The sequence below is a fragment of the Gammaproteobacteria bacterium CG11_big_fil_rev_8_21_14_0_20_46_22 genome (assembly GCA_002796245.1).
Lineage (GTDB): Bacteria > Pseudomonadota > Gammaproteobacteria > UBA12402 > UBA12402 > 1-14-0-20-46-22.
On record PCWT01000039.1, the window covers coordinates 1 to 14195 of the forward strand.

The 14195-nt window shown below is 45.0% G+C and carries 15 protein-coding genes and 1 tRNA gene; 3 read left to right on the top strand and 13 right to left on the bottom strand.

Features of this window, described 5'->3' with window-relative positions:
• The first annotated feature begins 160 nt into the window (after window positions 1-160).
• Window positions 161-225, top strand: a tRNA-Met gene (locus COV52_04740).
• A 27-nt stretch (window positions 226-252) separates the two neighbouring features.
• Here COV52_04740 and COV52_04745 read toward each other — a convergent pair.
• The 3 genes from COV52_04745 to COV52_04755 form a co-directional block, all read right to left on the bottom strand.
• On the bottom strand, window positions 253-969 hold the full coding sequence (locus tag COV52_04745; GenBank protein ID PIR11249.1) for a GMP synthase: 717 nt from the start codon (window positions 967-969) through the stop codon (window positions 253-255).
• A 15-nt stretch (window positions 970-984) separates the two neighbouring features.
• Window positions 985-1197, bottom strand: a complete 213-nt coding sequence (locus COV52_04750; GenBank protein PIR11250.1) for a hypothetical protein — start codon at window positions 1195-1197, stop codon at window positions 985-987.
• A 135-nt stretch (window positions 1198-1332) separates the two neighbouring features.
• Window positions 1333-2922 (bottom strand): ATPase, encoded by a 1590-nt coding sequence (locus tag COV52_04755; protein PIR11251.1) that lies wholly within the window; start codon window positions 2920-2922, stop codon window positions 1333-1335.
• A 146-nt stretch (window positions 2923-3068) separates the two neighbouring features.
• Between COV52_04755 and COV52_04760 the strand changes: the two genes are divergently transcribed.
• Complete coding sequence (locus tag COV52_04760) at window positions 3069-4022, top strand: hypothetical protein (GenBank protein ID PIR11252.1); 954 nt, start codon at window positions 3069-3071, stop codon at window positions 4020-4022.
• A gap of 267 nt (window positions 4023-4289) precedes the next feature.
• On the opposite strand, the gene COV52_04765 is transcribed toward COV52_04760, so the two are convergent.
• From COV52_04765 to COV52_04785, 5 genes are all read right to left on the bottom strand, one after another.
• Window positions 4290-4517, bottom strand: coding sequence for a hypothetical protein (locus COV52_04765; protein PIR11253.1), 228 nt, complete (start codon window positions 4515-4517; stop codon window positions 4290-4292).
• 104 nt (window positions 4518-4621) lie between these two features.
• Window positions 4622-5104 carry a hypothetical protein gene (locus COV52_04770; GenBank protein PIR11254.1) on the bottom strand — a complete coding sequence of 161 codons (483 nt, stop codon included), beginning with the start codon at window positions 5102-5104 and terminating at the stop codon, window positions 4622-4624.
• A gap of 68 nt (window positions 5105-5172) precedes the next feature.
• The gene (locus tag COV52_04775) at window positions 5173-5748 is read right to left on the bottom strand and encodes a hypothetical protein (GenBank protein PIR11255.1); all 576 of its coding nucleotides are present in this window, start codon (window positions 5746-5748) and stop codon (window positions 5173-5175) included.
• Window positions 5745-6179: a hypothetical protein gene (locus tag COV52_04780; GenBank protein PIR11256.1), complete on the bottom strand. Its 435-nt coding sequence runs from the start codon at window positions 6177-6179 to the stop codon at window positions 5745-5747. Before COV52_04780 ends, COV52_04775 begins: the two co-directional genes overlap by 4 nt.
• A gap of 308 nt (window positions 6180-6487) precedes the next feature.
• Window positions 6488-6706, bottom strand: coding sequence for a hypothetical protein (locus tag COV52_04785; GenBank protein PIR11257.1), 219 nt, complete (start codon window positions 6704-6706; stop codon window positions 6488-6490).
• Window positions 6707-6982: 276 nt separating this feature from the next.
• Here COV52_04785 and COV52_04790 point away from each other — a divergent pair, with 276 nt between their 5' ends.
• The gene (locus COV52_04790) at window positions 6983-8239 is read left to right on the top strand and encodes a hypothetical protein (GenBank protein PIR11258.1); all 1257 of its coding nucleotides are present in this window, start codon (window positions 6983-6985) and stop codon (window positions 8237-8239) included.
• 154 nt (window positions 8240-8393) lie between these two features.
• On the opposite strand, the gene COV52_04795 is transcribed toward COV52_04790, so the two are convergent.
• The 5 genes from COV52_04795 to mutL all read right to left on the bottom strand — a co-directional run bounded on the left by COV52_04795 (window position 8394) and on the right by mutL (window position 14053).
• The gene (locus tag COV52_04795; protein PIR11259.1) at window positions 8394-8792 is read right to left on the bottom strand and encodes a prepilin-type cleavage/methylation domain-containing protein; all 399 of its coding nucleotides are present in this window, start codon (window positions 8790-8792) and stop codon (window positions 8394-8396) included.
• A 102-nt stretch (window positions 8793-8894) separates the two neighbouring features.
• Entirely contained in the window at window positions 8895-9677 is a 783-nt protein-coding gene (locus COV52_04800; GenBank protein PIR11260.1) for a prepilin peptidase, read from the bottom strand.
• An 87-nt stretch (window positions 9678-9764) separates the two neighbouring features.
• Window positions 9765-11309, bottom strand: a complete 1545-nt coding sequence (locus COV52_04805) for a hypothetical protein (protein ID PIR11261.1) — start codon at window positions 11307-11309, stop codon at window positions 9765-9767.
• A 9-nt stretch (window positions 11310-11318) separates the two neighbouring features.
• Window positions 11319-12248 (bottom strand): tRNA (adenosine(37)-N6)-dimethylallyltransferase MiaA, encoded by a 930-nt coding sequence (locus COV52_04810; GenBank protein PIR11262.1) that lies wholly within the window; start codon window positions 12246-12248, stop codon window positions 11319-11321.
• Window positions 12248-14053 (bottom strand): DNA mismatch repair protein MutL, encoded by a 1806-nt coding sequence (gene mutL / locus COV52_04815; GenBank protein PIR11263.1) that lies wholly within the window; start codon window positions 14051-14053, stop codon window positions 12248-12250. The genes COV52_04810 and mutL overlap by 1 nt, the downstream gene beginning before the upstream one ends.
• Between the last annotated feature and the right edge of the window lie 142 nt (window positions 14054-14195).

Genomic DNA, 14195 nt, shown 5'->3' on the forward strand with positions numbered 1-14195 from the left:
TCGTGTTAGGTGATCTGAAAACTATCGACTTTTTTGCAAGGACGCAAGGACTTTTATACCACTTGCTTTTAATACAACGGGTTTAGCGAATACTTACTTGATAAAATGATAACTCATTGAAAAATAGTGATTATTCAACGGGCCATTTTGTTAACAACCAGCCCTCTAAAATGAAGCAGCGGACTCATAATCCGTTGGCCCCAGGTTCAAATCCTGGTGGGCCCATATTTTTACAAAAGCAGAAAATAACGCTTATTTTTTCGACTGATAAACTTGCTGAAATTGATTTAAAAAATCAAATAAATACTTATTGATCACAGCATAATCATGCTGCTTTATGATGTCTGCACCTTGAATATAATCCGACTCTGCGTCTAAATCTTGTGCGCAACACTGAAGCATAGCCTCAATAGATTCGCGCGTGAACTCAAAATGACACTGAAAAGCATAAGCGTTAGGCGCATAACGAATAATTTGTCGTGGACAACCGGCGCTCTTGGCCAGCACTTTCGCATCCACTGTTAAACCCGGCATATCACCATGCCAATGCCCAACCGGAAATTGTTTTGGGAACTGTGAAAAAATAGGGTCATCGGCAGCATCGGCTGTTAGGCTGATATCAAATACACCCATTTCACGATGCGGACTATGTTCAAATCGCGCACCGAGCGCCTCACCCATCAACTGCGCACCAAGACAAACACCCAACACCAATTTACCAGCATCAATCGCTGCTTTAATTAACGCTTGTTCTTTTTGACTATCAAAATGTACACATTCATCTCTGGTTGTCGCGGGCGACTGTGGACCGCCTAAGATAATCAAGAAATCGAAGTCACTGCACTTTGTTGGCAGCGTGTCTCCCTCATCTAAACGGGTATAACTGATTTCGTGATGCTGATCATTAGCCCATTTCTCAATCGCGCCTGGGCTTTCAAAATATTCATGTATAATAATATGCAACTTCATCATTCAACTCCTCTATTAAGCAACATCATTCACCAGGGCTGTGAGTACATGATCTCGCCAGGCGCCATCAAGGTAGAGATAAGCTTTCGCAAATCCTTCTTTCTCAAAACCGAGATTGCTGAGCACCGCTTCAGAACGCTTATTCTCAGGACGATAATTCGCCATTAAGCGATGCAACTTTTGCTCTTCGAACACAAAGGCAATCACTGCGCGCAAAGCCTCTGACATATTAAGAACCTTTTTAGTTTTTTATATAAAATCATAATTTACTCCCACAAAACCCCAATAGGCGCTGCAACAAGATTTTCTTCAAATACGTGTGAATGATCCCTATCGTATGAAAGAATACCTGCCACAAAACCTTTAGCTGTTCTTTTTTTCTAGCTCTGAAGCACCCAACCAATAACAAAATAAAGGGGCCGGGATTCTAAGAACCCTTGTCTGAGGCGCTATCTTTTGCTCCAATAATCCAAAGTCCGACATTGTTTTTGTTACAACATAAGCTAACTCAACATTTTTTTCTTGGCAAAACTCCAGCAGTCCTCGACAGTCTCGAATGTCTGCTTTTTTTTCTTGTTTAATTTCAAATGGAATATATTTCCCACCCTGCTCAGCTATGACATCAACCTCATGTTTCTTTTTTCCCAGCCAATAGGTAAGTCTCGCCGTATTAGGATAATGGGCATATAAATGTTTAAATGCTGTCGTTTCTATCGCCAAACCATATTCTTTAGAATCTTCTAAAAAACTTTTTCCTTTTAGAAAGACAGCCGGCGCAATAGCGGCATCTGCAAGGTAAACTTTTTCCTTACCGCGCAAAACTTCTTTACCATAACCAAAGCGAGATAATCGATAAATCAAGTGTGTGGCTTCAAGTAGTTCAATGAACTTTTTAGCTGTTGGTTTTTTTACGCCAAGATTTCCCGTTAAAGTTTCCATGTTTAATTGACCACCATCGTGCATACACAAATATAGAAAAGTTTGCTCTAACTCTTGAATTCGGCGAACACCAAATAACGCTGTCATGTCACGTTTTAAAACTTTATCAACGATATCTTCTCGCAAAAGTGATTGAGCACGTGTAATACTTGAAACCTTTGCCGTTTGTGGAAAACCGCCGCGCGCAAGATACTCATTAAAGTGTGCCGTATAAGGTATAGCAAGCGCTGATATTTTTGAGAACTGCGATGAAGTCCAGTCAAACATTTGCTCTAATGAATTAATATCCGGCAGCTTAGGAAGCTCTTTTGGAGCACTTTCGGTCAGAAGTTTAAAAACATTAGAAAGCACCTTATCTTTTCCCTCCATGCTTATCTCTTTTTTTATTTTATCTGATATATCTGAAATAACTGGGTGTTCGAAATTTTTACCCAATAAGTTAAAGTTAATACTTTTTGGTCGTTCCACCTCCTTTAACTGCAAATACTCATAAAATGACAGCGTTGCTATCCGAATCGCATGAGTCCGCCCTACATTTGACTCTATTTCAGCATCGATCAAGGGTAAAGCTGAACCTGTAAACGTCATTCTTCGTTTGCCAAAATCTACTTGATGCTTAATCCACGTTCCCCAGTTAGGCATAAATTGCGCTTCATCCAAAAACAAATATTCCGCACCAGCAGAAACAACTTCTTTTTCTCGCCATGCCTCCAACACAGCCTCTATTCCCGCCAACTTTATAAGAGGATGATCAAAGGTAACATAGATAATATTGCTAGCGGACACACCATCTTCAAGTAAACTCTGTATAACTTGTAGGAGCAGCGTGGTTTTACCAACCTGCCTAACCCCAGAAAGTAAAACAGCTCTTGGCGCAGGCGGCTCTGCCACCCATGTCAATAACTCTTGGAATACGGCGCGGCGCCAGCCTGGCAAGTCAGGTGTTTTTTCACCTCTCCACCAAGGATTAAACTGCGCCAATACTGAATTTAATTCGGACCTTGGAATCTCCATAAAGCACCTAAACATTAAGTTTAAGGATAGTATACTATGCTTAAATTGAAAAAATAGGCATTTATTTTAGTTTTTAAGGCTCATAATCACTCAAATAGACAGGATTTACTGAGTAATAGGAAGTATACTCGACCCAAGGTAAACCCATGTCATTACAACCCAACGTTAAACAATTCATCAAAGACACCCTGCAAAGCATGGCCGAAAACCCTGGCAAGCCCCTACTGGAATGGAGCATCGAAGAGTATCGCAACGCCATGAAGCCCGTGACGGCCATGAGCCTAAAACCAAAACACGAGAATGCCAAATGGATTGAGCTTCCAAGCAAAGAAGCTCATAAAATCCCGGTTCGGGTCACTTACCCTGACCACTTTGATAAGACAAGGCACTACCCCAGCGTATTGTTTTTTCAAGGAGGTGGTTTTTGCCATGACTTTAAAGACTATCATTATGAACTATGCGAACGCATTGCAAAACAAAGTGACTGCATCGTTTTCGATATCATGTTTCGCTTAGCGCCAGAGCACAAATACCCTGCGCAGCTTAATGATGGTGTGTCAGCTTTACGAGAGCTTGTTAATCATGCCGAGCGCTTCAATATTGATACGAGCAAAATCATCCTTAGCGGCTACAGCGCAGGAGCAGGCTTAGCCACAGCGCTGGCCACAATAGCGCGCGATCAAAACATTCCCATATTAGAGCAAATCTTAGTGAGCCCTGTTGTGGATTTTTCAGACTCTCTAAATTCACATCGCGAGCTCGAACAAGAGGAGAGAATGATCTTGGGCCCAGACGCGTTTAACTGGTGTATAAAATGCTGCCTTGATGACGCTGCCCACGCAAAAGACCCAAGCTTTTCGCCGTATTTTAACGATCGATTAAGCGGTATCGCACCCGTGACCCTCATCATCGCTGAGCATGAGTTTTTACGCAGTCAAGGTGAAGCTTATGCAGAGAAATTAGAGCAACATCATGTTCCTGTGAAAAAAATTATCGTGGAAGGTCAAATTCACAATTACATCATGACACGTGGCGCATTAGACGAAGGTGTTGATCCAACGGACACTATCATTCAACGCTTAAATGAGTTGTTTTGCTAGACCGCGGACGAATGTGTAACTTTAGAAATCAACACCCTAAAGTTTCAACTCGAGGGCTGCTCTTTAGCTTTACCCCCTGCGTGTATTGACAGGCAGGAAAACGATTAAAGCCGAAAAACTGCGCATACTTTCCCTCGAGCTTTCTCAAAATCCCATCACCGCACTTAGGGAAAATAGACGTCATAAGCCTAAAACTCACTCAGCCGAACCTTGCGCTAGAACCGCGATTGAACCTTTAATATCATGTTGTAATTGCTTATTCATTTTTCACCGCTCAGATTTAGCCGTTATACCAAATTGCCCATACTCTGCCGCGAGAGTCTTCATCAGGCCTAACGCTGCATGTTTTGAGGCCACATACGCTGAAGAACCGCTTGCGCCCAATAAACTCTGAACAGAAGCCGCTGTAATAAAACGACCGAAAGCACTCTCCTTCATTGAGGGTAAAAATGCTTTAGCCAACAAAAAATGGCTTTTGATATTTATAGAAAACACTTCATCCTACTGCGATTCCGAAACTGCTTTTGAAAACTGTTCCGCCAAGGAATAACCGATACCTTTTGCACCATCCGTGATGACAATAAGCTCGTTTTGGCTAATCAAAGTCTGACCTCCCCACTAGCTCGACTCGCAATATGATTTGGAATAATAAACAAAGCCAAATAGCTTAATAACTCAAAGCCGCCCTGAACCATATGATTCTCTTCCAGGCCAAACTTCATCACACATTGGTCAGCAATAAAAAATGCGAGCCAGAAGAAAAGTGTCACAATAAACGCGAGGTTAACCACTTTTTTGTCCTGCGGAGGCCCTGCTCGAAAAGCTGAAATGCTAGCCAGCGCAAAAAGGATGGCGGATATGAAAAGCCAAATAATAACGCAAGCGTAAAGGGTTACGATTACGCCACTTGACCAATGAGCAAACGCCAGTGATTTCTCAAGGGTGACAAAGTTACTATTGATCGCCCAAGTGAATGTGGCACCGAAAAAATGATTTAAAAAGCCGAGAAAATCAGTAACAAAGGCCACCAGCCACCAAATAAACCAAAACAGAACCACAACCCTCTTAAAGAAGATCAGCATAATCACCCCTTAAAAAACTGTATTTATCGAAACATAGTATAACAATAAAGCTAAAGCGGAAAGAGCCTTTAATCGCTGAACTGAACCAAAAGATTGCTTACATTAATGATGCTCGCACTTTGTCGCTCTATCCGTGCCAAAGCCTGAGCATGATTAGCTTCTGTTGCCGCACCGCAAGCATCGCTGACTACCACGACCTTGAGGTTATTTTGCATCGCTGTGTTCGCACCGTGCTCAATCGCATTATCCGTTGCAATACCGCAAAGCACAGCTTCATTCACATCAAGCTTGCGCAAAGCCTCAAGTAAACCACTTCCGCAGAAAGGGTCGCCAGATTTTTTGTCAAATACCGCATCACCTTCACAATAACCAAGACCCTCAATAAATTCTGTTGAAACAGCTCCTAACTGAAATAATCCGCCGCCTTTTAAGGCCTCACGATTTGGTGCATAAAGCGGCAACCCCGTGTAAGCTTCGTCAAATGCAAGACGCACAAAAAACACAGGGAAGCCTTTTTCCCTGAAGGCATGAATGAGGCGATTGGTATTGCTTAGAGTTTCGGGATGACTGCACAAATAATCAGCACACGTGCCTGGTGCTTCAGCAATACCTTTTATGTAATCAATCACCAGCAAGACCTTCATCTAGAGCCCCCTTTTTCGCCATGACTCAAAGCGCTGAAATACAAAAAACAAGACAGTAAACTTAATATCAACAATTTTACATGCGCACTTTCATCAAAATAGGCGATAAAAATTTCATCAATAATAATAAACAAAGCCCAGTAAGCCGTGCCTGCCAAAAAGGCAACGCCCGTTAAACTCGGGCGAGCCTTTCGCTTGAATAGTGCGATTAAAAACACTAAAAACAACAAGCCCTCAGCACAGGTTGCCAAGCCCAGCAAAAACACCGCGGAAGACTTGCCAAAATGATAGCGTGATATAACCCGAATCATTTCATCAAAATTCGTTGAAGCAAATGACCAAGTGGCTGGCAAACAGTGCGCTGCTTTAAGCAGCGCGAAAAGATTGGTTAATGAAACAATAAAATAATAGGCAAGCCAAAAAAACATCATTAACAATAATAACTGTCGCCTTGATTTAAACGGATCGAACAAAATCTCACTCTCCATGAAAGGCAGCTGGCTTTATCATATCGGATTTTAAGCGAAAAATTAACCGGGAAGTTAAGCAAGCCTCTCATGAACCCAGAAAATTTACTTTTACAAAGGATAATGTGATGACATCACCCCCCAAACATATTGAATCTTTTGTTCTTCATTGAGCTGCCAAATAGCCATACCATGAAAATGACGCGACTCACCCGTCATTTTTTCGGTACCTTTTGAATAGTAATAAATACAAATCTTATTAGGCAACGTCCCTAAAGTCGTCGCTGGGGATTGTCGTAATGCTTAGCCTGCCATGAGACCAGCTCTCCAATACCATGGTAATCAAAATGTAACTCCATGAGCTTAGCGCCATCGGCCGCCATACTCATGGTGACCTCAACACCTTTTGCGCAATAATCATCAATAGCCGAAGGATCATGCCCAAGCCACAAATCATGGCAACAGTTTTTAACAAAAGCTTCCACATTCATCACAAACCTACTCTTTCGAAGCTGCGAGTATATATAAGATACCAAACCTAAGCCTCCGTAAAAATTACGCTATTGTGCTGGGTATGCCTTTAGCTTAAATCTGAGTATCGCAATACTGAACTAGGGCTTAATGTCAGGAGCGTCCGATGTTCGCCTCTACACTTGGCTAGGTGAAAACCGAGATCAAACATCAATGCATGCATTGAACTTGCAGTGATTGAAGACAGTCCCGAGGATACCTGTTAGACTCTGCCTTCTTCACAGCACAACACAAGCATGAAACAGAGAATTGGGGCCAAGAAATTAATTGCCATCACCTCCCTGGGTGGCGCACTGGAGTTTTTCGACTTCACCATTTTTGCTCTATTTTCTGTCTATATTGCCGAAGCATTTTTCCCAGGCGATACTCACGCAACCAAGTTGATCAACACCTTTGCCGTCTTTGCGGTGGGCTATTTTGCAAGACCACTCGGCGGCCTACTCATCGGGCATTTAGGTGATAAACGTGGCCGAAAACTTAGCCTTTTAAGCTCTGTAAACTTATTAGCGATTGCCACATTGCTAACTGCCCTACTGCCTGGCTATCAAACGCTAGGCTGGCTAGCCCCCGTGTTGCTATTGGTTTTTCGTCTATTACAAGGCATGGCTATCGGCGGTGAAATTCCCGGCGCCATCACTTTTTTGGTTGAATACTTTCATCACAAAAACCCCATACCCGCGATCGCGATGATGCTGGCTGGCGTTACCTTTGGCAATGTGATTGCAAGCCTAATCGGTTATTGTCTTACAGCACACTTAAGCCATACACAACTCGTCAGCTACGGCTGGCGCATACCCTTTATCATTGGCTCTGCGTTGGGTTTTATCGGTTATTTGATTCGGCGTCATTTACACGAAACGGATATCTTCGTGCGCATCCAAGCCTTGCAAGCGCTACATCGTTACCCGTTTATCAGCCTTTTAAAAACGCACAAACGCCAAACCTTAGCTGCGGCGTGCTTAACGGCGCTGACCACCGCCACCATTTTTTTATTTCTGTATATTCCAACGTATAGCTTAACGGTACTGCACCGTGAAATTCATCACGCTTATTGGCTCAGCAGTATTTGCTTCGTACTGATCGCGATATTCACATTGATCTTCGGCTTTCTTAATAAACTGTACACACCTAAACGCTTAATCACTTCAGCTTGTATGGGCAGCTTTATCCTTGCGATCATTGGCCCGGAATTTCTGCACCTACACGATGGGCTTGCGATTTTTTGTGCTTTACTAGCAATCGTCGTTTCAGCCGCAAACAGCTGCTATACCTACTGGATCAGTCAGCTTTTCCCAACGGCTATGCGAAACACCGGCATCGCTGTCGCTTATAATGTAGGCGTCGCTTTTTTCGGGGCCTTATCGCCTTTATTTTTCACGGCGAGCCATCAGTATTTTCACACCAACAAAACACCGTTTATCTTTTTAGCCTTGTGTGCCCTAATCACACTAACAGCGCTGTTTCTTTCGAAACAAAGAGACCGTTCGGCCTAAGAGGCGAGCGGTCTGCATTTTGCGAAGCGTTAGCATGGAGTATGGCCGAGACTACAGGCTCGGCAAAGCGGGCGTGCGAGGAAAATGCAGATCGTTTGATAACAGGCCGAAGACACCATCAACTAAAACAAACCTTTGGGTTTGGGGCGTGTCCTCATTGGCTGACTGGGCCTACGCATCGCACTGTGTCGCTTGTGGCCATGGTTGCAGAAAAGCAAGTCGTATCTGTGTACGTGGCCACCGTGTAATGTCTACCGTTGACCATGAACTGAATACCACCCGCAGATGCAGTGACAGTGGAGCCACCGGCTTGCAAATAGCCCGCCAACGCCGTGACGGTTGGGTAACTGTCGCTGTTTTGAGCAATGTAAAGCGCTAAAGCGCTTTGAACAATGGCTTTTTCTGCCGACGCTGTGGCACTCTGGGCACGGGTCCTTAAGTCGACAAAGCGTGGAATAAGGGCTGCGACGAAAATACCGACGATAATGATCAAAATGACCAGCTCGATCAACGTGAAACCTTTTTGGTTTTGCTTGCGAAATTTAAACTTCATTACGATACCTTCGTATAAAAAAAATCGTTTGGCTTTGAAGTCTAGTATAAATCTAGCATTGAATAAAGTTAATCATAGTGTAAATCAGAACCCCGCTCTCGCTCATATCAAAAATAAACGATAAGCCTCTGGAAAAATCAAAAAGGCATAGGCTACAACGCATAGAAAAGGGCCAAAGCAAAAGCGCTGATTCGACTTAAATCGATTCAAAATCATTAGGCTGCCGATAAGCAACAAAGCCAGAAACGCGGAAAAGAAAATCAGCGCGGGCAAGCGCTGCCAGCCAAAGCAAGCGCCCAGTGCCGCCAATAATTTAATGTCACCGCCGCCCAGGCCCTCAATGCCTCTAAACTTTCGATACGCCAAAGCCAAGATGTAAAAAATGCCATAACCTATCAACGCGCCCAACAAGGCAGAGGCGCCTGAGGCATAAACAGAAAAAAATAGGTTTCCGCATACACCAATCAATAGCAGCATATAATTCAGGCCATTGGGCAGCAACATGTGCTCAAGATCAATAAACATCAAAGGCAGCAAACACCACGTGATCAACAGTGAAAAAACCAAGTTTGTCACATTGGCTGAGTAGAAAACCACAGCAAGACTCAACAGTGTGGTGAACACCTCCACCAAAGGGTAACGCCAGTGAATCAGCGTTTTACAATGGCGGCAGCGACCGGCTTGAATAATAAAGCTTAACAGTGGGATGTTTTCATACCAAGCTAGCCGCGTTTTACAACATGGACAATGAGAAGCCGGAAAAGCCAGGTTCATCGCGTGATTGCCCAAGAGCTTCTGCGGCAATCGGTAAATCACCACAGTCAAAAAGCTGCCCACCAACAAGCCCAAAAAACAAACCAAACCATAAACTATAGGCTGATGCATAAGTATCCTTTTAATTCACTTGTAGGCTTACCTTACCGGATTACCCTCTCTCTACAATATGATGTCAATAAAAAAATAGGCTTAGAATCAGCAAAGCCAATAAAGGCTTGTTTGCGAAGGTTTGAGCTTACCACCATGAACCGTCATGCTGTTTTCACTTGCACACGCTTTACCATTAATCAAAACAGTTGGCGCCCCACTGGCAATTGCATCTTGTTCGCCCTGACAATAGAGCGGATCCATCTGACGCGCAAGCGCTCGGCCATTAAACGTCACGTGAGCACAACCTTGCAAAACCGCACCGCCCACGTGCGGTGTATCGCCTTCAACCACAGGGCAATGATGCCAATCGCCGACTAAAATAGCAGCGCTTGCCTGCCCGGCGAACTTACCCAAAGCATATTGAGTCGCTTGAAATACACATCGCTGGGATGAAAGCAAACAAGATGCACTGCCAACTGATAGCTCAAAACACTTGGCTGAAATTGCAAGCTTAGGCGCTTTGATGACTATAGTGTTTTGCGCACTTGTCTCAAGCCTCTCACTGTTAAGCCTAATATGGTTTGCGCCGCATGAAACGCCAGGCGACTTAAACGTAATCGCATGATCATCACCCTGCAAAGAAAACAGCGTTTCACCGCTCAGTAAATCAGCATGGTAAACACTGGGAAAATCCACACCGGCCAATACATGTGCCGTCGATTTTTGGCCTTCTTGTGTGAGCAACACCAAAACATTGTCGCCAACTTGTGCTTGATAAGCACACTCCCAGTCAGCTTGAAAAGCCCACTGAATGCAGCCTGCGCTCAAACGCGATCCAGTTTCAAAATCACACAACGATACTATAACCGTATTATCTTCATTCACAGATTCTATTCGAGCACGAAAAAACCCGGAGCGTTTGAACGTGGCGCAGGTATTTTTGTGCATTTCAGCCACCTTCGCCTGAAAACACCATCCCGCGTCTTTCGAGAAACGCGCGCCGCTTTCAAACATCAAACCTTGCTTTAGACGACACAAATCCATGAGCTGATCATGGCTCTCGTACTGCGTATAGCACTGATCCACCAAAGACCTTGCTTCTTGAGTCGACCGATACCCTTTAAGTGAACCCTGTTTAAACGCGGAAACGTCATCAAGCACCCACAGGCTGTCATCGCGAAAATCTGTAAACAAAAAACAACCCACCTCACTGGCAATACGCGATAAAAAAGCCGCGTCTGTTTCATCATATTGCCAATAATCACGCAGTTTATCTGACGCAATCTGCCAGTGCAGTGTCTGCTGGAGGTTACAATCTAAAAATAGTTTTTTGAGCGGCACTGAAGTCCAAGCTCGTCGACGGGTCGTTTGATTCAACTCATACCAAGCTGAAGCAAACACTAGAGTATAAAGCGTTTGCCCGCTCTCGCAGCGCTGACTTTTCAAAGCTATAACCATAGCTTTAATCGAAACACCGTTCGGAAAGCATACACTAAGCGGCAAGCCGGGCAACACGCAGCCGATAAGCGCTGAGTCAGCATAAAAATCCACGCTGCCCGAATGGGGCCTACCGATAGACTGTGTTAAATGAAAACATTCGGCGCGCAACGACAGACGCCGAGCGGCAAACTCAAGCACAATAGTGTTCATAGGAAAATATCAAAAAGAAATGGAAAGATGATTGTTTAAAATTGCACGCAGTTTGTCAAGACTTGCGGTTTCTGATGAGAAAGTTTGTAACCCTGACCAGCTTCTAAGCCAAGTGAGCTGGCGTTTCGCTAGCTGACGCGTTGCTGTGATGGCTTTTTCTTTCATGGCATCAACATCGTACTCGCCATTTAAATGCATCAACGCTTGGCGATAACCCACACAACGCATCGAGGGCATGGAAGGATCAAGCGCGTATTGTGACATCAAGCTTTTCACTTCATCTATAAAACCGGCCTTAAGCATCCCCTCGAAACGCTTAGCAATCATTTGTCGCAAGTGCTCACGATCATCGGGAACTAAAGCCACATTTAAATAAGAGAACTTGCTTGGGCGTTGTTCGCCCAAAAACGCACTCATCGGTTTTCCGGTTAAAGCAAACACCTCAAGCGCACGCGATAGTCGCTGCGGATCATTGGCATGGATTTTCTCAGCCGAAACTGGATCAACGTTTCGCAGCTCATCGTGTAGCGCGGCCCAGCCATGCGCGCTAGCACGCGCTTCAATCTCTGCGCGAATAGCATCATCTTTTGAAGGTAAATCAGACAGGCCGTCTTGCAAGGCTTTAAAGTACAGCATGGTACCACCCACCAAAACCGGCAAACGATTCGCCTTTAAGCTTTGCTCAATCGCCTTTTCAGCATCGCTGCAAAAATCAGCAGCAGAATAAACTTCATCGGGATTTCGAATATCAATCAACTGATGGGGGAATTGTGCAAGCTCTTCGGGTGTGGGCTTGGCCGTGCCAATATCCATACCGCGATACACCATCGCCGAGTCCACACTGATAATATCGACAGGAAATTTTTCTGCCAAACGCATGGCAAGCCGGGTTTTTCCCGAAGCCGTTGGCCCCATTAAACACAACACATCTGCCGACATCACTGACCACGCATTAACAGTTTATCGAGATCCTCTAAGCGCAACTGCGCCCACGTCGGTCGGCCATGATTGCATTGCCCACTGCGCTCAGTCATTTCCATATCACGCAAAAGTGCATTCATCTCCGCCAAGCTGAGTTGACGATTCGCACGAATCGCGCCATGACACGCCATGGTCGATAAAATGTCCTGAATGGTATCCTGCAAGCGCTCGCTCTCACCCAGCTCATTCAAATCGGACAACACGTCTTTAATTAAGGCTTCGCAGTTTGCATTGGAAAGCACCATAGGCACTTCGCGCAACAACACCACATCCGGCCCGCTCTCTTGTAAAATCAAACCAAGCTTTCTGAAGGTATCCATATGCTCAAGTACGCAGGCCATATCTTTTTCACTCAAGTGAATCGATAGTGGCACCAATAAATGCTGACGATGAATGCCTTCTTCAAAAAATGCAGTTTTTAAGCGCTCATAGCTAATACGCTCGTGCGCGGCATGCATATCCACAATCACCAAGCCTTTCGCGTTTTGCGCCAAAATGTACACGCCGTGCAATTGGGCCAAGGCATTACCCAAGGGGTGTTGTTCTATCACTCTAGGCGCACTGTCTTCCACCGCTAAAGCTTCAAACACTTGTGCCGCTGGTACTTGCGGGCTGTGTGCGCCAAAAGCAAACTCTATCGCAGCTTGTTCAACGGGCTCGCTGCGATAAGGCTGTGTCGCAGCCCGGCGGAAGGAAACCGTATCATCCGACAACGTTTTAAAAGCGCCGGTCATCTGCGCAGGCTGTAAATCATGACTAGGGCGAACATCGGCTAATGCTTGCTTTAAGGTGCGATACAAGAAATCAAACACTAAGCGGTGTTCACGAAAGCGCACTTCGTGTTTACTGGGATGCACATTCACATCAACCATGTCAGGCTGTATGGTGAGGTACAAGGCATACACGGGAAAGCGACCATGATATAAAACATCGCTGTATGCTTTCTTGATGGCAAACGTTAAATTTTTATCGCGGATCACGCGACCATTGAGAAAAAGGTATTGCATGTCGGATTGGCTGCGCGAAAACGTGGGCTGTGCAATCCAACCGCTTAAGGCAAGACCAACGGCTGCATTCTCCACATGCAAAGCATTGCTTATGAACTCTTGGCCCAAAATGGCCGCGATACGTTTTTCTTGAGCCTCTAAGGTATTGGCCGGATGGTACTGTTTTAAGACCTTACCATTGTGTTTTAGGCTAAACCCGACGGCAAAATGACTGAGTGCCACACGTTTAAAGACTTCTTCGATGTGGCTCAGCTCTGTGCGTTCGGCACGTAAAAATTTTCGCCGGGCTGGCACATTATAAAATAAATCGCGCACTTCAACCAAGGTACCTTGCGGTTGCGAGGCAGGACGTTCTCTGGCTTCATTACCGCCATCGACTTCTACCGCATGTCCGCCCTGATTGTCAGTAGCGGACTGGATCAAAAAACGCGACACAGAGGCCACACTGGCCAAAGCCTCGCCCCGGAAACCCAACGTTTGAATCGCATGCAAATCTTCATCGCGCACAATTTTACTCGTGGCATGGCGGCTGACTGCCAGCAGTAAGTCCTCCTGATGAATGCCACGACCATTATCACGCACACTCATGAGCTTCACACCACCCTGCTCTAGCTCAACCTCAATCCGTGTCGCACCGGCATCCAGGCTGTTCTCCAATAATTCCTTGATGACGGAAGCTGGTCGCTCGACCACTTCACCGGCAGCAATTTGGTTAGCCAAACGGGGTGATAAAAGCTGTATGCGTTGTGAGCTCATAAAGGGCACCGAGTAGAATTTGCGCTCAGTCTAACATTGATCAGGCCCACGAAAAAGGCAAACGAAGCGCTTGGCAGGGCTGTCCCATTAAAACAGGAAACGTCCATTTTTGGTCGATCTTGAACGCAAATTTTCTTCAACG